Raw genomic sequence first — 25,323 nt, 5'->3', positions numbered from 1 at the left:
CGTACAGGGTGCCGAGGGTCTGGTGAGCGAGGGTGGGGCCGCGATGACGGAACAGAGGGTGCGCTGGGGGATCCTGGCCACCGGTGGGATCGCCGCCGCGTTCACGGCGGACCTGGTCGATCTGCCGGACGCCGAGGTGGTCGCGGTGGCTTCGCGGACGGAGGCCTCGGCGAAGGCCTTCGCGGAACGGTTCGGGATCGAGCGGGCCTACGGCGGCTGGGACGCGCTGGCGAACGACGCGGACATCGATGTCGTCTACGTCGCCACCCCGCACTCGGCGCACCGCGCGGCGGCCGGTCTCTGCCTGGAGGCCGGGCGGAACGTGCTCGTCGAGAAGGCCTTCACCCTGAACTCCCGCGAGGCCGTCGAACTGGTCGCGCTGGCGGGCGAGCGCGGCGGCTTCCTGATGGAGGCCATGTGGATGTACTGCAATCCGCTCGTACGGCGGTTGAAGTCCCTCGTCGACGACGGGGCCATCGGTGAAGTCCGCACCGTCCAGGCCGACTTCGGGCTCGCCGGGCCCTTCCCGCCCGCGCACCGGCTGCGCGATCCGGCACAGGGCGGCGGCGCGCTGCTGGACCTCGGGGTGTACCCGGTGTCGTTCGCGCATCTGCTGCTCGGTGAGCCCGCCGACATCAAGGCTTCGGCCGTGCTCTCCCCCGAGGGTGCCGACCTCCAGACCGCGGCCCTGTTCTCCTGGGACAGCGGGGCGCTGGCCGCGCTGCACTGTTCGATCGTCGGCGGTACGGGGACCTCGGCGTCGGTGACCGGTTCGCTGGGGCGGATCGACATCCCGGACGGCTTCTTCCACCCGGAGCGGTTCGTGCTGCACCGGGACGGGCGCGACCCCGAGGAGTTCGTGCTCGACCCGGCGGACGGGCCGCGCAACACGTTGCGGCACGAGGCGTCCGAGGTGATGCGGGCGGTGCGGGCCGGGGAGACCGAGTCGCCGTTGGTGCCGCTGGAGGGCACCCTCGCGGTGATGCGGACGCTGGACGCGGTGCGGGAGCGGATCGGGGTGCGGTACCCGCAGGAGGGGTGACTCGTAGGCTGCGGCCATGAACGCTGAGCACGCATCGAAGATCGCCGTGGTGACCGGCGCCGGATCCGGCATCGGGCGCGCGGTCGCCGTGGAACTGTTGCGCGCGGGCTGGTCGTTGGCGCTGGCCGGCCGCCGCACCGAACCGCTTGAGGAGACGGCCGCGCTGGTACCCGAGGGCGCCTCCCTCGCCGTAGCAACGGATGTGGCGCGGCCGGAGGACGTGGACGGGCTGTTCGACGCCGTCGTGGAGCGGTTCGGGCGGGTGGATCTGCTGTTCAACAACGCGGGGACCTTCGGGCCCGGTGGGGTGCCGGTCGAGGAGTTGTCGTACGACGCTTGGCGGCATGTGGTGGACACCAACCTCAACGGGGCGTTCCTGTGTGCGCAGGCTGCCTACCGGCGGATGAAGGAGCAGGTGCCGCAGGGCGGGCGGATCATCAACAACGGGTCTATTTCCGCCCATACGCCTCGGCCGCACTCCGTTGCCTACACCGCGACCAAGCACGCGTTGACGGGGCTCACCAAGTCGCTGTCGCTGGACGGGCGGCCGTACTCGATCGCGGTCGGGCAGATCGACATCGGGAACGCGGCGACCGAGATGACGGCCCGGATGGAGACCGGTGCGTTGCAGGCCAACGGGGTGGTCACCCCGGAACCGGTGATGGATGTCGCCGATGTGGCGCGCACCGTGCGGCACATGGCGGAGCTGCCGTTGGGGGCGAACGTGCAGTTCGCGACGGTGCTGGCGACCGCGATGCCGTATGTCGGGCGCGGCTAGGACAAGTTGCACAAGCGGAATTTGACCGTCCGTACCATTGCGGTCGGTTGCTGACTTATGCTCAACTCTCTCCATCAAAGCTTCACACTTGGAGCACAAGGCTTCCGCACTGTCGGAACCTTGCGTTCCGCAGGCCAATCCGAGGGGGGAGAGGCGACAGTCGTTCCACGGCCCGGGTGGGGGTGGAGCCCGCGTGGGACCGCGGGTTACGCACCGGACCGTGGAGCGGCTGTCGCGTCACATCAACTCCCGTCGAGTTCCCGGGACTTGGCCGCCGCTACGGCCGCCCGCCGCCGGCGCAGCGCGAACGCGCCGCCCGTGAGCACCGCGACCGCCCCCGCCGCACCGCCCAGCATCGGCCAGGGCGAGGAGCCGTCCGACGAGGACGCGGCGGCTCCGGAGGCGCCCGGCGCCCCCTTGGCACCCTTCCCCGACGGTGTCGGGCTCGCGACCGCCCCGCCCTCGCTCAGCGGCTCGACCAGCGTGCCCACCGCCTGGGCCGAACTCCCTTTGCCGAAGCCCCAGTCGAGGAGCGCGGCGGTCTCCTTGTAGACCTCGTTGCCGCCGTTCGCGGGGTGCATCACGGTGACGAGGAGGGTGCGGCCGTCGCGGGTGGCGGCGCCGGTGAAGGTGTTGCCGGCGTGGCTGGTGTAGCCGTTCTTCACGCCGATGATGCCCGGGTACGGGTGCAGGCCGTAGGCACCGCTGAGCAGGCGGTCGGTGTTCTGGATCTGGAAGGTCTTCTTGCCACCGGCCGGGAAGTTCGCGACCCGGGTCGAGCAGTACGCGCTGAAGTCGTCGTCGTGCAGCCCGTGCCGGGCGAAGAGCGTGAGGTCGTACGCCGACGAGACCTGCCCGGGGTGGTCGAAGCCGTCCGGGCTCACCACGTGCGTGTCCAGGGCCTGGAGGTCCTTCGCCTTGGCCTGCATCTCGGCGACCGTCGCCGCGATCCCGCCGTTCATGTGGGCCAGCACGTGCACGGCGTCGTTGCCGGAGCGCAGGAAGACGCCCTGCCACAACTGGTGGACGCTGTACAGGATTCCGGGCTTCACACCGACGAGGCTGGAGCCGGAGGGGACGTCGGCGAGGTCGGCGTCGGTGACCCGGTAGGTGCGGGTCCGCTCGAACTTCCCCAGCACGGTGTCGGCGAACAGCATCTTCAGCGTGGACGCGGGCGCGAGCCGCTGGTGCGCGCGGTACGAGGCGAGCACCTCGCCCGTCCTGTGGTCGGCGACCAGCCACGCGCGGGCGGTGAGCTTCTTGGGCAGCGTGGAGGCATCGCCGACCTGGATTCCGGCGCGGGCCAGTCGCTCACCGCCTATCGCGGTCGCCGCGGACGCGGGTGCGGCCGCCGCCAGGGGAAGAGCGGCGGCGGTCAGGCCGAGAGCGGCACGCCGGGTGAGCCGAGAGGAATCGCGCATCCCGGGACCGTACAAAATGAGGGCGCGGGCGTGCACGGCGGGGTCCGTCGCGGGGCGTCGAAAGGATGATCGGCGGCCCATGTCAGCAAGCCATTGAACAGGGGTTTCCTGGCAGGAAGCCCTCGGCAGCTTAGGAATGAGCTGTCTGACGCAATTCTGATTTCGGGCCTCTTTTTCTCAGGCCAGACACATCCTTTACTCAGGTCGACTCAAAGGTTCCTCCATAGCTTGTGGCCGCGCCCACAGCGGGCGCCAAGAACCTTTGGGGAATGGGATGTTTGGCATCTATCTCAAGCGCGAGCTGAGCCGTCGCAAGAAGGCGGCCCTGGTCATCGCGATGGGTCTGGCGCTCGGTATCGCGCTGGTCATCACCGTCAACTCGGTGTCGGCCGGCATGAATCAGGCTCAGGACAAGGTCCTCAAGTCTCTTTACGGTCTCGGAACCGACATGACCGTGACCAAGGCGCAGTCGGCCCCCAAGGCCGGCAGCTCGCAGGGTCCCAGCTTCAAGTTCGGCGCCACCTCCTCCAGCAGCAGCTCGCAGAGCTCGGACCGGGTGAACACGCAGGGTGGTCAGGCCCTCGCGTCCTCCCTGGTCACCAAGGTCGGCTCGCAGAAGGGCGTGTCCGCCGCGGTCGGCGCGCTCACCCTGAACGTCACCAAGGTCGACGGCTCCTTCACCCAGGGCAAGGCCAAGTCCTCCACCACGTCCGGCTCTTCGGGTTCCTCGCAGCAGGGCGGCCCCGGCGGCGGTGGCGGAACCAGCAGCACCGGTGCACCGCAGGTGCAGGGCGGCGGCGCCAACTTCAACGTGAACTCGTACTCGGTCGCGGGTATCGACGTCACCGACCAGACGCTCGGCCCGCTGTCTACCTCGAAGATCACCACCGGCAAGACGTTCACGACCGCGCAGACCGACGCGAAGGTCGCGGTCGTCAGCAAGTCGTACGCCAAGTCGAAGAAGTACAAGGTCGGTTCGACCTTCTCGATCTCCGGCACCAAGTTCACGGTCATCGGTATCGCGACGCCCAACAGCAGCGAGTCCACGATCGACGTGTACGTGCCGCTGAAGCAGGCGCAGACGCTGGGCGACTCGAAGAACAAGGTCACCACGATCTACGTCAAGGCGACCGACTCGAAGCAGATCTCGGCCGTCAAGACGACGATCCAGAAGAACATCTCGGGTACGACGGTCACCACCTCCGCCGACCTCGCGTCCACGGTCTCCGGTTCGCTGTCCACCGCCTCCAACCTCGCGACCAGCGTGGGCAAGTGGCTGTCGATCGCGGTGCTGATCGCCGCGTTCCTCGTCGCCGCGCTGCTCACCTCGTCGGCGGTCTCGCGCCGGGTGCGTGAGTTCGGCACGCTGAAGGCGCTCGGCTGGCCGAGCCGCAAGGTGACCCGGCAGGTCGTCGGCGAGTCCATGGTCAACGGCCTGATCGGCGGCGGTCTCGGTATCGCGCTGGGCCTCCTGGCGGCCTACACGGTCACCGCGATCAGCCCCAAGCTGACCGCGCAGCTCGGCTCCACCTCCACCGGCGGTGGCGGCGGCATGGGCGGCGGCCCCGGTGGCGGCGGCCAGGGCGGTCCCGGCCAGCAGGCCACCTCCAACACCCTGGAGATCGCGCTGAACGCGCCGGTCTCGCTGACCACGATCGCCCTCGCGGTGGGCCTGGCCGTCACCGGCGGACTGATCGCCGGCGCGATGGGCGGCTGGCGCGCCTCCCGGATGCGTCCGGCGGACGCGCTGCGCAGCGTGTCGTAGCGCGGCCGCGGTGGCGTGGTCCGGCGGACGTGGCTCGTGACGCCGCCGACGCCGACCGTGCCGCACCCCTGAACCGGGGCGCCGCCACCGTTCCCCCCGGGCGGCGGCGCCCCGACCCTCTTCTTCTTCACAGACGTATCGACGGAGATCCCATGTACAAGCTCACCGGCGTGACCAAGCGCTACTCGCGGGGCAAGGAGACGGTCGAGGCGCTGCGGGGCGTCGACCTCACGATCGAGGACGGCGACCAGCTCGTCATCCAGGGCCCCACCGGCGGCGGCAAGTCGACGCTGCTGCAGATGATCGGCGGCCTGGACCGGCCCTCCGAGGGCAGTGTCGAGCTGGACGGCGTCAACCTCGCCACCATCAGCGAGGCCAAGCTGACCCGGCTGCGGGCCGAGAAGATCGGCATCATCTTCCAGTCCTTCAACCTCATCCCGACGCTCACCGCGCAGGAGAACGTCGAGACGGCCCTCGTCCCGCTCGGCGTCAAGCCGGCCGAGCGCCGCGAGCGGGCGGCCGAGGCACTGACCTCGGTGGGCCTCGGCGACCGCCTCAAGCACGCCCCGTCCGAACTCTCCGGCGGCCAGCAGCAGCGCGTCGCGATCGCCCGCGCGCTGGTGAAGAAGCCGAAGGTCCTCCTCGCCGACGAGCCCACCGGCAACCTCGACGAGGGCACCCGCGACGACATCATGGGCCTGCTCGAAGGCCTCTGGCACGAGTACGGGCTGACCTTCGTCATGGTCACCCACGACTCGTCGATCGCCCGCCGCGCACCGCGCCTGGCGACCATCAAGGCCGGCCAGATCACCCTCACCGAGCAGGGCCGGGGCGGCCAGTTCACCCCTCAGCAGCAGTACGCGGAACACGGCAACCAGGGTTACTGAGCCGGGCCCGCGACAACCGGGCCGGGTTGTCGCGCCCGTCAGCCGGGACCCTGGTTGAGAAAGTGTGACACTTTCGCCAGAAGTGTCACACTTTTTCGGATGGGGTGCCCCGGCCGCGCCGGACCCGCCCACAGCATCGCGGTCCCGTCGGGCCGCTCACCGTCCGAGCACCTGGTCGACCTCCGCCAACTGCTCAGCGGTGAGCGGCCCCTTCGCGATGGCGCCCGCGTTCTGCTCCGCCTGGGTGACCGAGCGGAAGCCCGGGATCGGGACGGTGCGGGGGCTGCGGGCCCAGAGCCAGGCGAGGGCGCCCTGGGCGGGGGTGCGGCCGTCGGAGGTGAGGATCTCACGCAGGGCGTCCACGCGGGCCACGTAGTCCTCGTCGGCGCCCGCGCCCTGCTTGAAGCCCTGCATCCAGGCCGGGGGCGTGTTGCGGATGTCGCCGGCCTCCAACTCCCGTCCCGGCGCCTGCTTTCCGGTGAGCAGGCCCATCGCGAGAGGGCTGCGGTTGATGCTGGCCAGGCCCAACTCCTCGCACAGGGCGAACATTTCGGGGGCGTCCTGCAACACGTTCGCCGCGTGCTGCACGGCCGCGCAGTGCTCCCCCTCGGCGAACACGGCGGCGCGGGCGGGGTCGTCGGTGCTCCAGGCGTAGGCGCGGATCAGGCCCTCCCGTACGAACTCCTCGCACTGGTCACGGAGTTGGGCGGCGCGCTCCAAGCCGGCGTCGGACAGGTGGAGTTGGTACAGGTCGATGTGGTCGGTGTCGAGTCGCTTCAGCGATGCGGTGAGCGCGCGGCGGGCGTACTCCGGGGAGTCGTCGGAGCCGGTGAGGGTGCGGGTCTCCTCGTCGAAGACGTTGCCCCACTTGGTGGCGAGGACGACGTCATCGCGGCGCTTGCCCAGCGCACGGCCGAGGACGCGTTCGCTGTGCCCCGCGCCGTAGGTGTCGGCGGTGTCGAAGAACGTCACGCCCAGATCGAGGGCACGCCGGACCGCCCGTACGGACTCCTCGTCGTCGACCTTGCCCCAGCCGAGCGGCTGCCCGCTCGCGTCCTGCCACTCACCGCCGATCGCCCAGCAGCCGAAGCCGAGAGCGCTCACGTCGATGCCACTGCGTCCGAGGGTCCTGATGTTCGACTTCGTCTCCATGCCTGTGGACAGTAGGAGTTGGAGCGCACTTCAGGGCAAGAGCTTTTCGGCTTTCCACGGCGGTTTTCTACGGGGCTTTCTACGTCGGTCAGGCCTGGCCCGTCTCGAAGCGGGCGATCCTGCCGTCGTCGCCGACCGTGAAACGCCACGAGGTGCGCATCTCGCCCCAGGTGTCGTTGGAGTAGCCGGCGACGAGGGAGCGGCCGCCGTCGGACTCGCGGTCGACCTCCATGTGGCCGTGGGAGGAGAAGATCTCCCGGTCGATCCAGTCGGTGAGGTCACGGTCGGTGCCGTCGTCCGCCATCGTCGCGTCCGGCGCGAGCAGCGCCAGGAAGGCGTCCCGGTCATGGGCGTTGACGGCGCTGACGAACGCCCGGACGGCCGGATCGCTGAGTTTGGCTGGCTGAATCGTCATGCCGGTCAGACTCACACCGTTCGCGGGACCCCGCCACCCGAACGGCCGCGCGAATCCGCCCGCCGGGCACCCGGGGTGCGACGGTGGAGGGACCGTCCCCGCCGCCTGTTCAGGGAGTCACCGTGACCTGTTACGACCGAGAAGATCTGGGCCTGCTGCTGCTCCGGCTGGGTACCGGAGGCGTGCTGGCGGCGCACGGCGCGCAGAAGCTGTTCGGCTGGTTCGGCGGGGGCGGGATCGAGGGCACCGGCGCGGCCATGGAGGCGATGGGGTACTCCCCCGGCAAGCAGAGCGCCGTGCTGGCAGGCCTCTCCGAGGCGGGCGGCGGCGCGCTGCTCGCGCTGGGTCTGGCGACCCCGGCGGCGGGCGCGGCGGCGGCCGGTGCGATGGCGGGAGCGGCCGCCGTGCACGCGCCCAACGGCTTCTTCGCGGCGGCCGGCGGCTACGAGTACGCGGCCTCCCTCGCCCTGACCGCGGCCGGCCTCGCGGTCACGGGCCCGGGCCGCCTCTCCCTGGACCACGCGCTCGGGCACGCGGTGAACCGGGGCTGGATGGTCCCGGCGGCGCTCGCGGTGACGGGGGCGGCCACGGCCGTGGTGGTGGGCCTGCGGAACAGACGGGTGCGGGAGGCGGCGGAGTTCGGGCAGGAGACGTTGTTCGACGAGTGACCAGTGGGTCGGTGATGGCAGGCTGGGCCCATGAGCGAGCAGAACGACCGATCCCCCGAACTCTGGTCCGGTATCGACGACTTGTGCACCTGGGTGGAGGCCGGCCAACCCGTCGGCGGCCGCGAGGGCCTGCTCCTGGGCATGCTGAAACTGTCCGAGGAGGTCGGTGAGGTCGCCGAGGCGGTGATCGGAGCGACCGGCCAGAACCAGCGCAAGGGCGTCACCCACACCTGGGACGACGTGCAGGCGGAACTGTGCGACGTCGTGATCACCGCGCTGGTGGCGTTGCGCATGCTGACCCCCGACACGCAGGAGGTCTTCACCCGTCACCTGGCCCGGGTGATGGAGCGCTCCCTCGGCCCGTCCGCCGTTGTTCACCCTCAGGACCTGCCCACAGCCCGCGGAGTTGGTGAAGTCCGCTGAACCTTCTCGTCGACACCGAGCCGACGAAGGGGTCCCAGTGCAGGACTACGTTTTCACCAGCGGGCGCAGGACGGTCGCCGTGGCGGGCAGCTGCCTCGCCCTCGCCGCCCTGAGCCTGAACCTGGGTCTGAACAGCCAGGCGCACGCGGCGAGTTACGGCACCCCGACCATCTCCCTGTCGGCCACCTACCTTTCAGGTGCGGTGGGCGCGGTCGGTGATCCGACGGTCCAGGTGACGGTCGCCCAGAGCGGTGCGGACGTCGGCGCGTTGACGGTCGCGGCCAGCAAGAGCAGCAAGACGTCCGTGGCGCCGACGAGCGCGGTGACCGTCTCCGGCAGCGGTGCCACCCGCCAACTCGCCGTCGCGGCGGCCGCGCAGGGCTACACCGACCTGACGGTGAAGGTCACCGGCCTCGGCGGCAAGACGGCCACGAAGACCCTGCACTACGCGGCCTCCGCAGCCGCCCAACAGCCCGCCGACACCCGCTACTTCACCGGCTCCAGCGACGCCTCCGCCGCGGTCGACGTGGGCGGCGGCTACGTCGTCGTAGCGGATGACGAGTCCAACGTCCTGCGCCTGTACGACCGTTCGGCCTCCGGCGCGCCGGTCAGGACCTGGGACTTCAGCGACGACATCGACGTCGACAAGGAGATCGACATCGAGGGCGCGGCCCGCGTCGGCGACACGATCTACTGGACCGGCTCGCTCGGCAACAACAAGGACGGCGAGTACAAGTCGGCCCGCAACACGGTCTTCACCACGAAGGTGACCGGCACCGGCGCCAACACGACGCTGTCCTACGGCAGTTCGTACGGCAAGCTCCGCGACAACCTGGTGGCGTGGGACAAGGCGAACGGGAACCGGTACGGCTTCGCGGCGGGCACGGCGGACGGCCAAATCCCCAAGGAGATCAACGGGTTCAACGTGGAGGGCCTTGAGTTCGCGCCGGGCTCCACGACCACGGCGTATCTCGGTTTCCGGGCGCCGCTCGCCCCGGCGGTGGAAGGCGGCAAGGCGCTCCTGGTCCCAGTCACCAACATCGACAAGGTGGTGGCGAACGGCACGGCGGCGACCTTCGGCACGCCGATCGAGCTGGACCTCGGCGGGCTCTCGGTGCGCGACATCCGCAAGAACGCGGCGAACCAGTACCTGATCGTCGCCGGTTCCTGGGCCGCCGACGACAACTCCGACCCGTACGCCCTCTACTCCTGGACCGGCAACGCCGCCGACAGGCCGGTCAAGCTGCGCGACCTGCCGACGACCGACCCCGGCGCCTGGGAGGCGGTCGTGGACGTACCGGACCTGACGGCCGCGGGCGCCCGCGCCCAGCTGATCACCGACGACGGCGCGGCCGACCTGTACGGAGACGGCACCGAGGCGAAGGACCTCACCCACGAGGAGTGGCAGAAGTCCCGCTCGACGTGGTTCACGGTCACGGGCTGACGGGCGCCGCGCGCCCCGCCGGGAGGCCGGGCGCGCGTCACCCTGGCACCCTGGTCCTCGACAACACCGTCGAGGACGAAAGCCGAGTCATGACCACCGAGAAGCTCACCGTAGGCGTCCTGGGCACCGGCATCATGGGCGCCGCGATGGCCCGCAACCTCGCCCGCGCCGGTCACACCGTGCACGCCTGGAACCGCACCCGCGCCAAGGCCGCCCCCCTGTCCGCCGACGGCGCGCACGTCCGTGACACGGTGGCGGAGGCCGTGCGCGACGCGGACGTCATCCTCACGATGCTCTACGACGGCGACGCCGTCCTCGATGTGATGCGCGAGGCCGCACCCGTCCTGCGCCCCGGCGCGGCGTGGGTCCAGTCGACGACGTCGAGCCTCGAATCGGTCGGCGAACTGGCCGAGTTCGCGAACCGGCACGAGCTCGTCTTCTACGACGCCCCCGTCCTCGGCACCCGCCAGCCCGCCGAGGCCGGTCAACTCACGGTCCTGGCAGCGGGACCGGAGTCCGGCCGCGCGACGGTCACCCCGGTCTTCGACGCGGTCGGCGTCCGCACGATGTGGGTGGGCGAGGACGGCGCGGCGGCGACGGCGACCCGGCTGAAGCTGGTCGCCAACAGCTGGGTCCTGGCGGTGACGAACGCCGCGGGCGAGGCCCTGGCCCTGTCCAAGGCCCTGGACGTGAACCCCCAGAGCTTCCTCGACCTCATCGCCGGCGGCCCGCTCGACATGGGCTACCTGCACGCCAAGTCGGCCGCCATCCTCAACGACCAGCTGACCCCGGCGAGTTTCGCGGTCACCACGGCGGAGAAGGACGCCCGCCTGATCGTGCAGGCGGGCGCGGCGAACGGCGTACGGCTGGACGTGGCCGCGGCGGGCGCGGAACGGTTCGCGCGGGCGGCGGCGCAAGGGCACGGGGACGAGGACATGGCGGCGGCCTATTTCGCCAGCTTCGACTGAGCGTCACCGTTACGTCACAGATGGTGCACGGCCGGAACCCCGGGTGCGGCGGACCTGTCTCCCTCCGCGAGCGCCGGCGAAGTCCGGCCCGTGCACAACCAGTTCGGGGGACGTCATGGAGAACAACAGCATCCGTAGGGCCGTGATGGCGGTGGCCGCGCTGTCGGCGGCGATGGTGATGACGGCGTGCCAGCCGGGCGACGCAGAGAGCGGGGCCGACGGCTCGTCGGACGCGCCGGCCGCGACGGCCTCCCCCATCTCCTCCGGGTCCACGGGAACGTCCGGGTCCACGGGATCGACCGGCTCCACCGGAAACGCGGTCAAGACCTGCGCGGCAACGGCCCTGAAGGCGAGCGCCTATCAGGCCGCCGACCGACCCGTCGGTACCGGGACCGGGGCGGCGATCGTCCAGTTCACCAACACCGGCGGCAGGGCCTGCGTCCTCCAGGGGCACCCCACCGTCGCCGGTGCGGCGAACGGTTCGCCGGAGCTCAACGTCCCCCTCCAGGTCACGCCCGTCGGTACCGCCTCCCCCGTGAAGCTCACCCCCGGTGGTCAGGCCTGGCTGAAGCTGACCTTCGTGCAGGTGCAGGGTGAGGGCGACGGTTACTGCAAGTCCGGTTCGGCGCCCGTCCTCTACCCGACGATGGTGATCGGCCTGCCGGGTGCCGGGGCGCACCAAGTCGCCCTGGACGACGGGCAGTTCGCGGAGTGCGACGGCACGTTGACCGCGACGGCCGTGTCGGCGACGAAGCCTTCATGACCGTACGGCTGTAGCCAGTCACACCGGCTGGCGGTCGCCCGACGCCTCCGCCGCCAGCCCCCGCATGACGTGTTCGAGGAGGGCGAGCAGGACCGTCTTCACCGACTCCTTGTCGCGGGCGTCGCACAGGACGAGGGGGATGTCGGGGGCGAGGTCGAGGGCGGCGCGGATCTCCTCGGGGTCCTCCTCGCAGACGCCGTTGAAGCAGTTGACGCCCACGGCGAAGGGGATGCCGCGGTGCTCGAAGAAGTCGACGGAGGGGAAGCAGTTCTCCAGGCGGCGGGTGTCGGCGAGGACGACCGCGCCGAGCGCGCCGCGCGACAGGTCGTCCCACATGAACCAGAAGCGGTCCTGCCCGGGCGCCCCGAAGAGGTAGACCACGAGGGCCGAACTGAGCGTGATCCGGCCGAAGTCCATGGCGACCGTCGTGGTGGTCTTCTGCTCCACCCCGGCGAGGTTGTCGACACCGACGCTGGCCTCGGTGATGAGCTCCTCGGTGCGCAGCGGCGTGGTCTCGCTGATCGCGCCGACGAGGGTGGTCTTGCCGACGCCGAAGCCGCCCGCGACGAGGATCTTGGCGGTGGCGGCGTTGGGCGCGACGGTGGTGGCGCGGCGGTCAGATTCTGCGTATGCCATCGATCACTGCCTGGAGGAAACGGGCGTCGGGGGTACCGGCCGCGGCGGGCGGGGAGACGGAGACGAGTTCGTTGTCCAGGAGGTCATCGAGCAACACCCGTATGACCGCGACGGGTTGATCGAGCCGGGCGGCGACCTCCACCAGCGCGGTGGGCGTACGGCACAGCGCGAGCAGCCTGTTCTGTTCGGGCTGGAGGCGCTGGGCGCGGGTCGGCGGCCGGACGGTGCTGATCAGGGTGATCAGTTCGATACCGGAGTGGAAGGTCGGGGTGCGGCCGCCGGTCACCGTGTACGGGCGGACGAGCAGCGCGGGGTCTTCGTCCTCCCACGGGTCTTCCTCGGACCAATGTCTCATTCATGCTCACCCACGAAGGGCGCGCCGCTGTACTCCGGGAACCGCGGTGGCGCGCTGAGGAACTGCCCCACCTGCCGTACGACCATGGTCATCTCGTAGCCGACGTTGCCGACGTCAACCTGCGAGGTGGCGAGGACGGCGAGGCGGGCGCCGCCGCCGGCGGTGGTGACGAAGAGGAAGAGGTCGTCCATCTCGATGACGGTCTGCTGCACGCGCCCGCCGCCGAAGTGCCGGCTGGTGCCCAGCGCGAGCGAGTGAACTCCCGAGGAAATGGCGGCGAGTTGCTCGGCGTCGTCCTGCGCGAGCCGTTCGGAGGAGCCGACGAGGAGCCCGTCCTCGGACAGGACGATGGCGTGCAGGGTTTCGGGGATCCGCTCGATCAGGTTGTCCAGCAGCCAGGCCAGTCCGCCGTGCGTGGTGTTGGGCGCAGTCATGGGGTGTTCCTTGTCGGACGGGGACGGGTGGGCAACTGACGGCGCTCGGACGGGGCCGTGTTCCAGGTGGGCGCGGGGGCTTCCGCTTGCGGGGGCCCGGGGCGGGGGGCGTCGCCCCGCGACGACTTCGGCCAGGCCGCGTCTCCGCGCAGCGACGAGGGCCAGGCGGGCGCGGGCACGTCCTCCTGCTCGCGGGCCCTACGGGTCCCGTCCCGCAACGCGGCCAGCATCGACCGGGCCTGCTCGGGCCGCCGCTCGGCCTCCCGCCCGGCCCCGTGCTCGCCGTTCGCCTCGTCCGGCCGCGCTCTCAACTGCGGTGCGAGATGGGCCTGTCGCACGCGGCGCGGGAGCCGGCTGGTGCCGGAACCGCCGGTGCGGGGGCCTGCGGGAGGGGCGGCCGGGCGGGGGTCCTTGGGAGAACCGGACGCGCCGGAGGTGCGGGGGTGCGGGAAGGGCACGGCCCCGCGGGGCGAAGCGGGGGCCGCCGCCTCCGCACTCGGTGCCGCCGGACCCGACGCGGGCTGGGCTTGGGGCGCGGTTCGCGTACGGGTGCGCATCGGCATACCGCCGGCCGTCACCCCGGCGCGCCCCGCACCGGTGACCGGCCCGGTGGCCGTACCGCCGGCCGAGCCCATGGCCATACCTGCGCCCATGCCCATGCCCGAACCACCGCCCGAGCCCGCCCCTGAACCCGTCGCCGAACCCGTCCCGGAACCGGTCCCCGGCTCCGAAAACGCCCCCGCGACCGACGCCAGATGCCGCTCCGCCCGCGCGTCCAGCGTCGGCGGCACCGCGTCCGCCGCCGACTCCGTGAGGGCGTGCGGGAGGACGACGACGGCCAGCGAGCCGCCGTACGAGGACGCTTGCAGGCTGGCTGTGATGCCGTGGCGCTGGGCGAGGTGGCCGACGGTGAAGAGGCCGAGGCGGGGGTCCTCGCCGAGGGTGGTGAAGCTGAAGTCCTTGGGGTGGTGCAGGAGTTCGTTGGCCGCCGCGTACTCGTCCGCCGTCAGACCGAGTCCCCGGTCCTCCACCTCGACGGCGTAGCCCTGCGCCACCGGCAGTGCGCGGACCCGTACTTCGGTGTGCGGGGGCGAGAACGTCACGCCGTTCTCGATGAGTTCGGCCATGAGGTGGATCGTGTCGCCGACGGCGGGGCCCAACACCGCGATGGGCGGGAGGGGTTCGACCACGACCCGGGTGTACCCCTCGATCTCGGAGACCGCGCTGCGCAGCAGATCCGCGAGCGGCACCGCCTGCTTCCAGCGGCGCCGGGGGGACGCGCCGGACAGCACGGTCAGGCTCTCCGCGTTGCGCCGCATCCGGGTGGCGAGGTGGTCGACACGGTAGAGATCGGAGAGGAGTTGAGGGTCCTGCTCCTTGCGTTCCATGGAGTCGATCACCGTGAGCTGGCGGTGCACGAGGAGCTGGATACGGCGGGACATGTTGTGGAAGACCAGCCGTGCCCCCTCCCGCAGCGCGGCCTGCTCCAGCGCGACGCTCACGGCGGTGCGCTGGGCGCTGTTGAACGCCTCCGCGACCTTGCCCAACTCGTCGGTGCCGTAGTCGAGTTCGGGCAGGTCGTCGAGTTCGGCGCGTTTGCCCTGGGTGCGCAGCCGGGTGATCAGTTCGGGCAGCTTCTCCTCGGCCAGTTCGAGCGTCGCCGCGCGCAGCCCGGACATCCGGCCGATGAGGGACCGCGTGATGCGCCAGGACAGCAGGCCCACGGCGAGTACGGCCACGAACGCCAGCGCGCTGCCGAGCATCGCCTTGACCAGCACCTGGTGGGTCCGGTGCGCGGAGTCCTGGGTGACCTTGACCAGGAACTGGCCCTCCACGGCCTGCACCGCGCCGGACACGCGTCCCGGGGCGGCGGCGCGGGCGGCCGGGACGGCGGGCACGCCGATCGTGCCGTCGTGCGCGGCGGACGCCGAGGCGACGGTCTCCTCGAAGGCCGTCATGGCGGTCCAGTCCTGGCCGCCCATGGTCTTGCCCAGCTGGGCACCCAAGTCGGCGGGCAGATACGGCTCCACTTCGTTGGACAGCACGGAGACCCGGACGGCCTGGGCGGCGGCCAGCGCCGACCGCTCCTGGACGCTCAACTTCCGTGACGCGGCGACCCCGTTGAGGATCGCCTCCTCCTGCGAGAGCGCCTCAGCGCCGCGCAGGAACGCCAGCGCGTGACTGGCGTCGGCTGCGGTGGCCGCGTCGCCGCTGTCGGTGCTGAGCATCCCGAAGAGGTTCAGCGCCGAGGACACGGCGTCGGAATAGACGGTGTAGGCCTGCTGCCGGGTGGTCTTCCCGTCGTCGACCGCGGTCCGTTCGGTGGTCAGCCCGGTGAGCCGCTTCCGTACGGTGGCCAACTGGGCCTGGTACTGGGCCGATCCGGCTCCGGCGGAGGCGGCGTCCGCCTTGCGGAACCCGGCGAGTACGGCGTCCGTCCGGCGCCGCTGCGCCGCCAGAGCGGCGGGGCTGCCGTGCGAGGCCAACAGGCTGACCGTCAGCTGCCGTTCCTTCTGGAATTCGCCGACCGCCGGCACCAGGGCGTACGTGGTCTTCGCCGCCTGCCCGACGCTGTTGGCGTTGTGCCACTGGTCGAAGAGCGCGTAAGAACCACTGGCCCACAGCAGGACCATCGCCGTCGCCGGCACCACCGCGAGCGTGATGAGCGAGGCCCGGATACTGCGCCCCCGCCCGCCTCCGGCTCCCGCCTCGGCCGGTGCGGCCGTACCCCGATGCCGGCTCACCTCGCCCACCGGCACCCGACGGCACGGCAGAGAAGGGGAGCTGCGGTGAAGAACTGCGACACCGGCTTTTTCCTTTCCGGGGTGGCGCGCGACGTATCGGGACGGGCCGGCAGACACGTCAACACGCCTGCACACACTGGGGAGTTGACGGCGCGGCACGCCAGGAACGCCAAGGACACCCTGCGGATTTCACGACGGGCGCCCGAGCCCCCCGCGCAGTTGGTTAGGTATGAAACCGAGCCATCCCACCCGGGTCAAGGGACCCCACGAACACGCCGGGCGTACAGGTTTAGGCCGCTCAGTACACTATGCGCGTAGATAATCCGAGGCTCCTCGCCCCCAACCCCACGGCCACAAAGACGTTTTGGCTGACTACCCAGGGTGAGGCGAGGGGGAGAGGGTGGTTCGGGGGGCGTGGGGGGCGGGAGTTCGACTGCGGGGCGAGTGGCCCCAAGCAGAGGCGACTGTGACCTAGTTCACAGCATGAACACGGTCCAAGCACATCAACTCCATCGGTCTCCGGGGTCGTTGGGCAGGCGCCGTACGAAACGCCCCCGCTCCCCCACACTCACCCCCGCCCCAACAACCCCTCGCACTGCGCCCCCAACCAAGTCATCCCATACGTCTCCGCCCCCCGAGCCGCCTCCCGCAGCAACCGCACCGCGTTCGGTTCGCTCCCCGGGCCCCCCACCCGCCGTACCGCGCGGGCCTGGGCCAGGCGGAGGCGGGCGAGTTCGGGCTGGGAGGAGCGGGCCGGGACCGCGGCCTGGCGGAAGTGTTCGAGGGCGGTCTCCGGTTCGCCCGCGGCGAGGGCGAGGACGCCGCAGGCGCGGGCGGTGGGGCCGACGAGGACCGAGGGCCAGCCGCCCAGGGCGAGCTGCTGGCCGTCGTGCGGGGCGAGGCGCGCGCGGAGCGTGGGCAGTACCGGCGCCAACTCGGCCTCGAATCCGCCCTCCAGGTCCAGCGCCGCGCAGACCTCCGCGAGCAGGACCAGCGCGGGGACGGCCCAGCCCGACGGCGGGAAGCGGTCGACGTCGGCGACGCAGCCGAGGAACAGGTCCGCGCCCTCGGCGTGCTGCCCGGTCTCGCACAGGGCGAGGGCCAGACCGGCCCGCCAGACCGGGAAGTAGGCGTGCCGCTCGACGTCGCCGGCGAGGTCGGAGGTGAAGAGTTCGGCCAGTCTGCCCTGTTGTCTCAGCAGCCAGTAGGCCTGGCCGAGGCGGGTCTGGGTGAGGTTGTCCGCGGGGACGGCGTAGTCGGCACGGAGCAGTTCGATGAACTTCAGCGACTCCACGAAGATCCACTCGGCGGCGGCGTCGAAGCGGCCGTGCCACAGGTCGAGGAGGGCGTCGAGGGTGTGCCGCTGCCACAGGGCGAGGGCGCTCTGGGTCTCGGCGGCGTGTTTGCGGTACTGGTTCGCGGTGGCGAGGGCGCTGAAGATCCTGCCGTTGCGGAGCTGGTCGATGGCGACGGCCATGAGGGCCTCACCGCGGAAGTAGGGCGAGTCCTGCCGGGCCGCGGCCTCGCGCAGTTGCTCGGAGAGGGTCAGCGACTCGGGGGCCGGCATGAAGTCGTAGCGCGCCCAGCGGCACTCGGTGAGGACCTCGCAGCGCACCTCGTCGTCGCCGTCGTCGGGTAATCGGCGCAGTGTCTCCTCGGCGAGCCGCGCTCCCTCGGCGGGCCCCGCCAGTCCCGCCGCGGTGTCCTGGCTGACCGCCAGGGCCATCTTCTTCGCGAGGTGCGCTTCGAGCCGCAGCCGCAGCCCCGCCGCCTCGGAGCTCCGGTCGCCGTCCAGCGCGGCCAGGCAGCCCCGGATCGACTGGAGCAGCTCACGGTCGACCTGCCCGGGGTCGGACCAGCGGCGCGCCATCCTGATCACGGCCTCGGCCTGCGCGCGCGGGTCGCCCTCGGCGCTGTGGTAGGCGGCGGTGTAGTGCCGTTCGGCCTCGCGCATCTCGCCCGCGGTATGGCTGAGGTCCCCGCGCCGCAGCAGCCGGCGGAACTCGGCGCGGTCCGGCGCGACGGCCGAACGCCCGTCCCTCTCCGGCGACTTGACCGCCCCGGACGCCTTCTCACCCACCCCGCCCCGGACCGCCTTCGGTACGGCGTCGGAACCGGGCGACGGCGCCAGTCCGACCAGCGCGCCCTTCGCACCCAGCACCTCGTCGCACAGCTGGGCCAACTCCAGGGACGCCCTGCGGCGCCCGTTCTCCACGCGGCTCAGGAAGCTGCGGCTGCAGTACACCTTGCCCGCCAGCTCGCTCAGCGACATGCCTGCCGCGATGCGGCGCCTGCGTAACTCGGCGCCGAATCCGTCGTACTCGATGACCGTCCCCCCAACAACACACCGCCCGAACGGTGTTGCCAAATACCCGCTGGCAACACCCGACCCCTCCGGACCGGCCCGATGACCGGGGAAGCTGTCTGTGCCGGAGCCTACGGGCACGGGGGCGCGCCCCATGGGGGAACGGGCGCACTGATCATGCCTTCGGACGAACCCGAGGCGCGTGCTGCGGTCGATATGCCGGGGGCATCCGACCGCAGCACATCCGGCGCCAATCCCTCCGTGTTCCACGGGGCACCGAAGAGCTGAACGACGACGGGGAATGGGGGGTCCACGGTCCGGGGCGCGCGGGGGGCGCTCCGGACCCCGGATCACCCCGACGCCACCGCCGACTCGCTTCCCCCGTCCACCGGGGCGCCCCACACACGCAGACGCGGGTCGCCCCGGTACACCTGTGCGCGGGCGTACCGGGGCGAGACCGTCGGGTCCTCAGCCCTGGCTGCAGTAGTCCACCCAGCGGTGCGAGGAGATGTTGTTGTTGACGCTCTTGCCGAACTGGTCCAGGCCCGCGCCGTAGGTGAAGCGGTACTCGCCGGTCGTGGTGTCGGGCCAGCTGTCGCCCTGGCTGATGCAGGCGTGCGCGCCGCCGGCGCCGGGGGCGGTGTACAGGTCTACGGCGTCGAGGCCACCCGCGTAGCCGTTGTTCCAGATGTCGGAGGTCAGGTTGCGGCAGCTGCCCCAGTTGTCGGAGTTGCCGGACCACTTGCACTCGCGGCCGCCGCCGTAGGGCTGGGTGTAGACGTGGAGGTAGCCGTCGCCGGAGGCGAGCCGCGCGGTCGCGGTCGACTGGGAACCCGCGTCCAGCGCGCTGGCGCTGGAGACCGGGGAGAAGAGCGCGGCGACGGCGGCGGCCGAGGCCGCGACGGTGAGGAGACGCTTGACGGACATGGTTTCCCTCGTTTCGTTGTGGTGGGGTGATGCGCCCACGGTCGGGCGATACGCCCAAGGTGGGGTGATGCGCCCACGGCTCCACGGCCGTGGTGGTCTGTGTGTGCGGAGGAGAAGGAAAAGGAGAAGGAAGGGGAGGCGGGCCGGGCTCAGTCGCCGCGTGCGACGATCGCGCGGGCCCGGGGCAGCGCCTCGCGCTTGAGGCGTGCGAGATCGGCCGTCTCCCGGGGATGGCTCCGCCGTAGCCGGTCCCGGTACTCGGAGTCCAGGGACTCGGCCACGGACGACAGGCCGCTGGAGACGGCACAGGCCGCCTCGGCCGAGGCCAGCCGTACCTCCTTGGCGTGCGGCCACGGAGTCTCCGGCAGGGTGGCCGCGGCGCGGGCCCGGGCGGGGTCCGCGTAGGTGTAGGTCCGTTCGCGCATACAGCGCGCCCAGGGTTTGACGGCCGCCTTGTACCGCTCGTCGTCCGTCACGAGGCCGACGCGCATGCCGGCCAGGCTGTCGGCGACCCGGGTCGCCCGGAACCAGGCCTGGAGATCGCCGTACAGCTGCCGTTGGGCGGTGGCCTGGCAGCCCTGGTCGCTGTGGGTGACCCGTATGCCGTTCGGGAGCCGGGCCGAAAGTCCTTGCGGCCGCGCCCCGTTGAGGTCGCTGACCAGGACGGCCCTGGCCTCGGCCGGCACGGAGTGGAAGTACCGCTGGTTGGGATCGCTCCGGACCTCGGCCTCCCGCTGCCGCCGCAGGTCGGTGCCGTAGCCGTGGGCCGTGGCCCAGGCCGGGTCGTCCACGACGTAGGGGAACCGGGCCGAGACGTCGTCGGGGCTGGGCGGCTCGATCCAGTACTTGTGTCCCTCCTTCTCCATGCACGTCTTGATGAGGAGCTGCTCCGCGAGCCGTAGCGTCTCCGCCGTGCTGCCCGCGGCCCGGGGTGTGCCGTCGGCGGACGCCCCGGGGGTGGTCGTGGTGCCCGCGCATCCGGTGGCCGTCGTCGCCAGCAGACCGGCGGTCAGCAGGGCCAAGGTCCAGCGGTGCATGGGGCGGCTCCCGGGGCTCTGATCGAACGGACGTGGTGCTTTCGAGCCGTTGACGCCCCACGGGTCCCGTCCGTATGCCCCTGGACCACAAGGTTTTTTTCTTACTCCGGCGCTCATACGAGGGCCGCCGAAGAACCGTCTTTCCTGCACGCGACGGGCATCGCCGACCGTCGAAAACCGGCCAACCGGCGTGCGGAGGGAGGAGCGCCGCCCCCTTGGGCGGAGGCGCGCGCGACAGACGTCACCTGCCCTGACGTCGCAGGTGAGGGACACCGGCCCGCCGAATCGATCGAATCCGGTCACGACGGTCCGGCCGTTGCTGTGCCTTCGCTATGTCGTGGGCATGTTCGCCGTTATCTTTGCCGTGCTCCATCGGGCGGGTGGTGCGGCGATCGGGGAACGATGTTCGAAGTGCGGCTGCTCGGTCCGGTGGAGGTGTGGGCCGGTGACCGGCGGGCCCCGCTCGGCGGTGTCAGACCCCTCGCGGTCCTGTCGGCACTCGTCGTCCACCTCGGCGAGGTGCTCTCCACCGAGCGGCTCGTGGACTGCGTCTGGGACGAGCGGGCGCCGGCCACCGCGGGCGCCCTGGTGGCCACCCATGTCTCCGCCGTACGCCGGGCACTGGCCCAGGTCACGCAGGACGCCGTGGTGCGGACGCGGCCGCCGGGATATGTCGCCGACCTCGACCCGTCGCAGATCGACGCCCGCCGGTTCGAGGACCTGCTCGCCTCGGGCCGGACCGCTGCCGCGGCGGGCCGCCACGAGGAGGCCGCCGACCTGCTGGGCGAGGCGCTGGCGCTGTGGCGCGGCCAGGAAGCACTGGAGGGGCTGGGCCAGTCGTTCGCCCGGATCGAGGCGTCCCGGCTGGCCGAACTGCGGGTCGTCGCCCAGGAGGAGACCTTCGGACTGCATCTCGAGCTGGGCCGCGCGGACCGGACGATCGCCCCGCTGCTCGCGCACGTCGCCGCCCACCCCCTGCGGGAACGGCCACGCGGCCAGCTGATGACCGCGCTGGTCCGCACCGGCCGCGTCTCCGACGCCCTGCGCACCTACCGGGAGGGCCGCACGGTCCTGCGCGAGGAGCTGGGCATAGATCCCGGCCCGGAGCTGCAGGCCCTGCACCAGGCCGCGCTGACCAACGACACACAGGTGGCGGGCACCCCGCGCCCCCCCGGCACCGCCCGCACGCACAGCACCGGGCGGGAACCCGCGGCGCCCCCGAAGTCACCGCCGGGCGGCGGCCGGGCCACGCCCGAACCCCGGGCGTGGCCCGCACCGTCCCATCTCCCGCCGGACATCGCCGACTTCGTGGGCCGCACCGAGCAGATCGCCTGGGCCGCCTCGCTGGTGGGCGGGGTCGACGAGGCGGGCCGTACCGCTCCGCCGATCGGCGTGATCTCCGGCCGGTCCGGCACGGGCAAGACCGCGCTCGCCGTGCACGTCGGCCACCGTACGGCCGAACTCTTCCCGGACGGCCGCCTGTTCGTGGACCTGCGGGCGGCCGACACCGCGCCGCTGCAACCCGCCGACGCCCTCGCCCGGCTGCTGCGCGCCATGGGCGCCGACCCCGAGACCCTGCCGACCTCGGTCGAGGAGCTGACCGGGCTGTACCGCACCCACATCGGACACCGGCGCGTCCTGCTGATCCTGGACAACGCGGCGGGCGAGGCGCACGTACGTCCGCTGCTGCCCCCCGGCCCGGGCTGCGCCGTCCTCGTCACGAGCCGGCGCCGGCTGGTGGCGCTGGAGGGTTCCGCCCACCTGGACCTGGCCGTGCCCGGTCAGGCGGAGGCGCTCGAACTGCTGCGCCGGGTCGCCGGAGCTGACCGTACGAGCGCCGAGCCGGAGCGGGCCGCGGAGATCGTCTCGCTGTGCGGACGGCTGCCGCTGGCCGTGCGCATCGCGGGTGCCCGGCTGGCGGCCCGCCCGCACTGGGCGCCCGGCCGGCTCGCCGACCGGCTGCGCGACGAACGCCGCCGGCTGAGCGAACTGCGCGCCGGGGACCTGGAGTTGCGCACCAGCCTCGAACTCGGCTACGCCGACCTGGAGTTGCCCGAGCGCCGGGCGCTGCGCCGGCTGGCCCTGCTCGACCTGCCGGACTTCGCGGCCTGGATCGCCGCCCCGCTGCTGGACATCGGCACGGAGGAGGCCGAGGAGGCGGTGGAGCGGCTGGTGGACTGCCACTTCATCGACGTGATCGGCGTCGACGAGACGGGACGCAGCCGGTACCGCATCCATGACCTGGCCCGCGAACACGCCCGCGAGCGCTGCCTGTCCGAGGAGAGCGCCGAGGAGCGTACGGCGGCCGTGCTGCGGCTGGTGGCGTCCTGGCTGGGTCTCGCCGAGAAGGCGGCCGCCCTCGGCCCGGGCGGCGCCGCCCGGCGCTTCCCCGAACCGGCCGCCGTACGGGCCCTCGACGCGGAGACCGAGGAGGAGCTGCTGGAGCGGCCCACGTCCTGGTTCGCCGCCGAACAGGCCTGTCTGCTCGCGGCGGTCGAGTACTGCGCCGACCACGGCATGGTCCGCGCCGCCCGCGACCTGGCCGGAGCGCTGATCGCGAGTTCGGCCGCCCTGTACAACCAGTTCGACGCCTGGTCCCGCTCACACGCCGCGGCCATGGCCGCCGTACACCGCGGCGGGGACGACGAGGGCGAGGCGTGGCTGCTCGCGGGGATGGGCCAACTGCGCTACGAACAGGACGAGTTCGAGGATTCGTACACCTACTTCGGCGAGGCCCTGCGGCTGTTCGAGGCGCGTGGTGACGTACCCGAGGGCGCGGCGCTCGCCCTCGCCGGGATGGGGACGGCCCGCCGCGAACAGGCCGGGTACGCCGAGGCGTCGGAGCTGCTGGACGTGGCGCTGGAGCGGTACGGGGAGTCCGCCGGGCGAGGCGCCCGGGCCCGGGTGCTGTACGGCATCGGATACGTGCACCGGGAACAGGGGCGCGGCGCGCAGGCCCGCGAAGCTCTCGCGCGGGCACTGGAGTTGTACCGCGCGGAGGGCGACCGGCACGGCGAGGCGCTGACCCTGCGGTCGCTGGCCCTGTGCGACCGGGCCGAGGACGCGCTCACGGACGCCGAGCGGACGCTGCACGAGGCACTGAAGATCTTCTCGGCTCTGCGGGACACCTTCGGGGTGATGTACACCGAACAGTCGCTGGCCAAGACGGAGTTGAGGCTCGGCCGCCTCGACGAGGCACGGGCGCGGCTCGGCCGGTGCCTGACCGTGGCCCGGGAGCGCCAGGACCGCTTCGGCGAGGCCCTCGTCCTGCGCACGCTCGGCGAGTGGCATCTCGCCGCCGGCGATCCGGACAGCGCGCAAGAGCCGCTGGAACGGGCCCTGTCGACATGGGAGACCCTGCGGCTGCCCCTGTGGCGGGCCCGCACACTCCGGGACCTCGCCGAGGTACGGGAGGCACACGGCGACGCGTCGGCGGCGCGGGCGTACAGGGCCGAAGCACTCGACGTCTTCCGGGAGTTGGGCTGCCGCGAGGCACAGGAGCCGGCTGCGGGCGCTCGGTAGTCCGTACGCGGCCACGGCGCCTTCATCCCGCCCCGCCGGAGGCGACTCCGGCGGGTCCCGGTGTGCGAAGGCCGCTCCGAGGCGACCTGAACCGGCCCCGCCCATGGCCGGCCCGGATGAAGTCGCCGTAGCCGTCCGCCCGTCTGCAGAAGCCCTGGTGGGCCGCCTACAGGCAACTTGCAGAGCACTTGCAGCGCGGTCCGCGATGCTGATGCACGTGACAGAGATCATCACGCTCTCGGACGCCCGGGTCGCCGCCGTCGCGGAGGACGACTGCGGCGAACCGCTGGTCGACCTGCGCGACACGGGCGACCTGCGGATCGACCCCCGGCAGGCCGACGACGACGGCCACTACGCCCACCTCAGGGCCGGTGCGCTACGGCGGCTGGTGCGGGCCCAGCGGCTGCTGCCGGCCGGGGTCCGGTTCCTTGTGGTGGAGGGGTACCGGCCGCCCGAACTGCAGCGCCGGTACTTCGAGCAGTACGCGGGGACCATGCGCCGGGCCCACCCGGACGCGTCGCCGGAGCGGATCCGCGAACTGGCGAGCGCGTACATCTCCCCACCGGAGGTCGCACCGCACGTCAGCGGCGGGGCCGTCGACCTGACGCTGTGCGACCGGGACGGCCGGGAACTGCCGCTGGGCACGGAGGTCAATGCGACCCCCGAGGAGAGCGACGGCGCCTGCCGCACCCAGGCACCCGGCATCAGCGCCGAGGCACGCGCCAACCGGGCCCTCATGAGCTGGGCCCTCGACGCGACCGGCTTCGTCAACTACCCGACCGAATGGTGGCACTGGTCGTACGGCGACCGGTACTGGGCGCTGCTGCGCCGGGCACCGGCCGCCCGCTACGGCCCCGCCGCCCCACCCGGCCCGACGACCTGGGGTGCTGGAAGCCGGGGGCAAATCTAACCACCGCAGTGGGATTTTACTGGTTAGAAAAGACCCCAGCCTCCAGCACTCCAGGCCGCCGCGCCCCCGGCCCGACGGCCTGACCAGCCACCGACCGGAACGCACAACGACCGCACCGTACGGCCGAGTTCACGACCGAGGTTCACGACCGAGGGGGAAACAGCATGGAGACCAGAACCTGCGCCGTCCCGCCACCGCAGCGCGAGGACGGCGACCGGATGAGCCCGAAGGACTTCGACGCGTCCTTCGCCGCCGACATGCCACGCCTGCGCCGCCGCCTGCTGGCCCTGACCGGCAACCCGCACGACGCCGACGACCTGCTCCAGGAGACCTACCTACGGCTCTCCCGACGCGCCCGCACCCAGAACCTGACGGTGCAGCAGCACCCGTACGCCTACACCTGCACCGTCGCCCTGAACCTGCTGCGCGACGCGTGGCAGCACCCCTCCCGGCGCGAGCAGTCCACCGACCGGCTGCCCGAATCGGGCTGGGACGGCGGGCTCGCCTCCTACGAGGCGTCCCAGACCACGCTGGCACTGCTGGGCGTGCTCTCCGAGAAGGAGGCCGCGGCGGTGATCCTCGTGGACCTGGAGGGCCTCAGCCACGACACCGCGGGCGAACGCCTCGGCGCCCACCGCGGAACGGTCCAGCGCAACCGGATGCGCGGCCTGGCCAAGATGCGCGACGCGCTCGGCCTCTAGCCCGTGCCGCTCCCCCACGGGGGTGG

At 72.0% G+C, this 25,323-nt stretch carries 22 protein-coding genes; 12 read left to right on the top strand and 10 right to left on the bottom strand.

The window, feature by feature from the left end:
- The first annotated feature begins 43 nt into the window (after positions 1–43).
- Positions 44–1,042, top strand: a complete 999-nt coding sequence (locus OG504_RS37115) for a Gfo/Idh/MocA family protein (RefSeq protein ID WP_405993713.1) — start codon at positions 44–46, stop codon at positions 1,040–1,042.
- Positions 1,043–1,058: 16 nt separating this feature from the next.
- Positions 1,059–1,820, top strand: a complete 762-nt coding sequence (locus OG504_RS37110; protein WP_405993712.1) for an SDR family oxidoreductase — start codon at positions 1,059–1,061, stop codon at positions 1,818–1,820.
- A gap of 242 nt (positions 1,821–2,062) precedes the next feature.
- Here OG504_RS37110 and OG504_RS37105 read toward each other — a convergent pair whose 3' ends face one another.
- The gene (locus OG504_RS37105) at positions 2,063–3,241 is read right to left on the bottom strand and encodes a D-alanyl-D-alanine carboxypeptidase family protein (RefSeq protein WP_405993711.1); all 1,179 of its coding nucleotides are present in this window, start codon (positions 3,239–3,241) and stop codon (positions 2,063–2,065) included.
- Between the two features lie 274 nt (positions 3,242–3,515).
- Between OG504_RS37105 and OG504_RS37100 the strand changes: the two genes are divergently transcribed.
- Both OG504_RS37100 and OG504_RS37095 read left to right on the top strand, forming a co-directional pair.
- Positions 3,516–5,006: an ABC transporter permease gene (locus tag OG504_RS37100; RefSeq protein WP_405993710.1), complete on the top strand. Its 1,491-nt coding sequence runs from the start codon at positions 3,516–3,518 to the stop codon at positions 5,004–5,006.
- 152 nt (positions 5,007–5,158) lie between these two features.
- Positions 5,159–5,893: an ABC transporter ATP-binding protein gene (locus OG504_RS37095; protein ID WP_405993709.1), complete on the top strand. Its 735-nt coding sequence runs from the start codon at positions 5,159–5,161 to the stop codon at positions 5,891–5,893.
- A 156-nt stretch (positions 5,894–6,049) separates the two neighbouring features.
- On the opposite strand, the gene OG504_RS37090 is transcribed toward OG504_RS37095, so the two are convergent.
- Together OG504_RS37090 and OG504_RS37085 are read right to left on the bottom strand one after the other, a co-directional pair.
- Entirely contained in the window at positions 6,050–7,045 is a 996-nt protein-coding gene (locus OG504_RS37090; RefSeq protein WP_405993708.1) for an aldo/keto reductase, read from the bottom strand.
- Positions 7,046–7,133: 88 nt separating this feature from the next.
- Positions 7,134–7,460 (bottom strand): nuclear transport factor 2 family protein, encoded by a 327-nt coding sequence (locus OG504_RS37085; protein ID WP_405993707.1) that lies wholly within the window; start codon positions 7,458–7,460, stop codon positions 7,134–7,136.
- A gap of 122 nt (positions 7,461–7,582) precedes the next feature.
- On the opposite strand from OG504_RS37085, the gene OG504_RS37080 reads away from it, so the two are divergent.
- From OG504_RS37080 to OG504_RS37060, 5 genes are all read left to right on the top strand, one after another.
- Positions 7,583–8,128, top strand: coding sequence for a DoxX family membrane protein (locus tag OG504_RS37080; protein ID WP_405993706.1), 546 nt, complete (start codon positions 7,583–7,585; stop codon positions 8,126–8,128).
- Between the two features lie 30 nt (positions 8,129–8,158).
- Positions 8,159–8,551, top strand: a complete 393-nt coding sequence (locus tag OG504_RS37075) for a MazG-like family protein (protein ID WP_405993705.1) — start codon at positions 8,159–8,161, stop codon at positions 8,549–8,551.
- A 37-nt stretch (positions 8,552–8,588) separates the two neighbouring features.
- A complete protein-coding gene (locus tag OG504_RS37070; protein WP_405993704.1) occupies positions 8,589–9,995 on the top strand; it encodes a DUF3616 domain-containing protein in 1,407 nt (468 codons plus the stop codon).
- Positions 9,996–10,084: 89 nt separating this feature from the next.
- A complete protein-coding gene (locus OG504_RS37065; RefSeq protein WP_405993703.1) occupies positions 10,085–10,963 on the top strand; it encodes an NAD(P)-dependent oxidoreductase in 879 nt (292 codons plus the stop codon).
- A gap of 115 nt (positions 10,964–11,078) precedes the next feature.
- Positions 11,079–11,726, top strand: a complete 648-nt coding sequence (locus OG504_RS37060) for a DUF4232 domain-containing protein (protein WP_405993702.1) — start codon at positions 11,079–11,081, stop codon at positions 11,724–11,726.
- Between the two features lie 18 nt (positions 11,727–11,744).
- On the opposite strand, the gene OG504_RS37055 is transcribed toward OG504_RS37060, so the two are convergent.
- The 7 genes from OG504_RS37055 to OG504_RS37025 form a co-directional block, all read right to left on the bottom strand.
- Positions 11,745–12,362 (bottom strand): GTP-binding protein, encoded by a 618-nt coding sequence (locus tag OG504_RS37055; protein ID WP_405993701.1) that lies wholly within the window; start codon positions 12,360–12,362, stop codon positions 11,745–11,747.
- Positions 12,343–12,717 (bottom strand): DUF742 domain-containing protein, encoded by a 375-nt coding sequence (locus OG504_RS37050; RefSeq protein WP_405993700.1) that lies wholly within the window; start codon positions 12,715–12,717, stop codon positions 12,343–12,345. Before OG504_RS37050 ends, OG504_RS37055 begins: the two co-directional genes overlap by 20 nt.
- Positions 12,714–13,151 carry a roadblock/LC7 domain-containing protein gene (locus OG504_RS37045; RefSeq protein WP_405993699.1) on the bottom strand — a complete coding sequence of 146 codons (438 nt, stop codon included), beginning with the start codon at positions 13,149–13,151 and terminating at the stop codon, positions 12,714–12,716. Before OG504_RS37045 ends, OG504_RS37050 begins: the two co-directional genes overlap by 4 nt.
- The gene (locus OG504_RS37040) at positions 13,148–15,895 is read right to left on the bottom strand and encodes a nitrate- and nitrite sensing domain-containing protein (protein ID WP_405993698.1); all 2,748 of its coding nucleotides are present in this window, start codon (positions 15,893–15,895) and stop codon (positions 13,148–13,150) included. Before OG504_RS37040 ends, OG504_RS37045 begins: the two co-directional genes overlap by 4 nt.
- A 568-nt stretch (positions 15,896–16,463) precedes the next feature.
- Positions 16,464–18,356 carry a helix-turn-helix domain-containing protein gene (locus OG504_RS37035; protein ID WP_405993697.1) on the bottom strand — a complete coding sequence of 631 codons (1,893 nt, stop codon included), beginning with the start codon at positions 18,354–18,356 and terminating at the stop codon, positions 16,464–16,466.
- A gap of 312 nt (positions 18,357–18,668) precedes the next feature.
- Entirely contained in the window at positions 18,669–19,127 is a 459-nt protein-coding gene (locus OG504_RS37030) for a hypothetical protein (RefSeq protein ID WP_405993696.1), read from the bottom strand.
- A gap of 149 nt (positions 19,128–19,276) precedes the next feature.
- The gene (locus OG504_RS37025; protein ID WP_405993695.1) at positions 19,277–20,164 is read right to left on the bottom strand and encodes a hypothetical protein; all 888 of its coding nucleotides are present in this window, start codon (positions 20,162–20,164) and stop codon (positions 19,277–19,279) included.
- A 402-nt stretch (positions 20,165–20,566) separates the two neighbouring features.
- Here OG504_RS37025 and OG504_RS37020 point away from each other — a divergent pair, with 402 nt between their 5' ends.
- From OG504_RS37020 to OG504_RS37010, 3 genes are all read left to right on the top strand, one after another.
- Entirely contained in the window at positions 20,567–23,686 is a 3,120-nt protein-coding gene (locus tag OG504_RS37020; protein WP_405993694.1) for an AfsR/SARP family transcriptional regulator, read from the top strand.
- Positions 23,687–23,903: 217 nt separating this feature from the next.
- Positions 23,904–24,596, top strand: a complete 693-nt coding sequence (locus OG504_RS37015) for a M15 family metallopeptidase (RefSeq protein ID WP_405993693.1) — start codon at positions 23,904–23,906, stop codon at positions 24,594–24,596.
- Between the two features lie 164 nt (positions 24,597–24,760).
- Complete coding sequence (locus OG504_RS37010; protein WP_405993692.1) at positions 24,761–25,297, top strand: RNA polymerase sigma factor; 537 nt, start codon at positions 24,761–24,763, stop codon at positions 25,295–25,297.
- Positions 25,298–25,323 lie beyond the last annotated feature (26 nt).

The organism is Streptomyces sp. NBC_00986 (assembly GCF_045162565.1).
In the GTDB taxonomy this organism is placed as follows: domain Bacteria; phylum Actinomycetota; class Actinomycetes; order Streptomycetales; family Streptomycetaceae; genus Streptomyces.
The sequence above is the reverse complement of the archived record's forward strand: the minus strand, read 5'-3'. Positions and strand labels throughout refer to the sequence as shown.